The sequence below is a fragment of the Roseateles sp. P5_B10 genome, assembly GCF_056400485.1.
On sequence record NZ_JBFULE010001049.1, the window covers coordinates 1 to 1558 of the forward strand.

Genomic DNA, 1558 nt, shown 5'->3' on the forward strand with positions numbered 1-1558 from the left:
GCGCTCCTCGAAGGTAGGCCTGGGTGAATTGCTGCGCGGGTCGGTTGTGGCCGGGTTGGCCAGGGCGCCGCGCAGGATTTCGGGGCTGGGCCTCAGGTTCAGCGCGCCGGGTGCAGACGCCGCCGCACCGGGCGACAGGGCCGCACCCGTCGCCGCGACCACGGGCGCGCCCTCGCCGTCCGGTGCGCCCGGCAGGGTTGGCGTGGGTCTTGGGCTGATGCCCGGTGATGGGGCGGTGGGCTGCCGCGCCTGCACGCGCGCCGCACGCTGGTGCAACTGCGGCGGCGGGGGCAGCAGGCGCAGCACCACTGAACGCCGCGCTTCTTCGCCTGCCGCTGGCCACCGCCGCGCCTGCCAGATGAGCAGCAGCAACGCCGCATGCCCCAACAGCACGGCCCAGACCGCCATCTGCCGACGCCGGGACGAAGCCAGGCGCCAGCGGCCTGGCCGCGTGACGGCCTCCGCGGCCTTCACGCGCCGGCCAGATGAAGGCCAAGCATCCCAAGGACACGAGTGGGCGAGAGGGCAACGCAATAGCAGCAGGAAGGCATGCCGGATGCTAGGAGCCGCGGCCCCGCGCCGGGTTACGCCAGGGTTAGGTCAGGCCGGGTTGTCCACGTCGATGAACTGCCAGGTGAGGCCCAGATCCTGCGCGACCTGGGCACCGACGCCCTGCACGCCATAGCGCTCGGTGGCATGGTGGCCGGCCGCGATGAAGGCAACGCCGGTCTCGCGGGCATAGTGGGCTTGGGGCTCGGAGATCTCGCCGGTGATGAAGACATCGGCGCCCGCCGCGATGGCTGGCTCGAAATAGCTCTGGGCGCCGCCGGTGCACCAGGCGACGCGGCGCAGCGGGCGGCCGTCGCCCGGCACGGCGGTCACGTTGCGGCCCAGCGCATCGCGAAGCCTCACCGTCAGCGCGGCAAGGTCGGTGGGCTCGATGGCCGCGCTGAAACCGAGATCCTGCTCGCCGAAGCGGCTGTCCGCAGCCCAGCCGAATTGCGCACCAAGCTGCGCGTTGTTGCCCAATGTCGGGTGAGCGTCCAGCGGCAGGTGATAGGCAAAGAGGTTGATGTCATGCTGGATCAACCGCGCCAGGCGCTGCTTCATCCAGCCCGTGATGCGCCCATCCTGGCCACGCCAGAACAGGCCGTGATGGACCAGGATGGCACCCGCCCCGGCGGCAATGGCCGCGTCGATCAGGGCCAGGCTGGCTGTGACGCCGCAGACGAGATGACCCACCTCGGCGCGCCCCTCGACCTGCAGACCGTTCGGCCCATAATCCTTGAAGCGCGCGGGCTCCAGCAGCTGGTTCAGGCGGAGTTCCAGCGCGGCGCGATCGGTCATGGCTTGATGGGGATGTAGGTGTTGAAACGGCTCTGGCTGATTTTCGCGCAGGCGGTCACCGTCGCCCTGGCCGCCCTCTTCGTCGTCTCTACGCTGAAGCCGCAATGGCTGCACGAGGCACGGCTACCCCATGCCACCGTCGCCCAGACCGCACGCCAGATCGCCTTGCCCTCCTCGCCTGCCGCCTCCGTCGTGCGCGCCGGTTTCTCGC

At 70.7% G+C, this 1558-nt stretch carries 1 protein-coding gene and 2 pseudogenes; 1 reads left to right on the plus strand and 2 read right to left on the minus strand.

The window, feature by feature from the left end:
* Positions 1 to 474: pseudogene (locus AC1DU6_RS30670) on the minus strand (hypothetical protein); the annotation flags it as partial.
* A 126-nt stretch (positions 475 to 600) separates the two neighbouring features.
* The gene (locus AC1DU6_RS30675; protein ID WP_457324412.1) at positions 601 to 1347 is read right to left on the minus strand and encodes a Nif3-like dinuclear metal center hexameric protein; all 747 of its coding nucleotides are present in this window, start codon (positions 1345 to 1347) and stop codon (positions 601 to 603) included.
* A 21-nt stretch (positions 1348 to 1368) separates the two neighbouring features.
* Here AC1DU6_RS30675 and AC1DU6_RS30680 point away from each other — a divergent pair.
* Positions 1369 to 1558 (plus strand): annotated as a pseudogene (locus tag AC1DU6_RS30680) (2-alkenal reductase); the annotation flags it as partial.

Excerpts from the sequence above, each read along its gene's own strand:
- AC1DU6_RS30675 (WP_457324412.1), bottom strand. The coding sequence starts at position 1,347 with ATGACCGATCGCGCCGCGCTGGAACTCCGCCTGAACCAGCTGCTGGAG.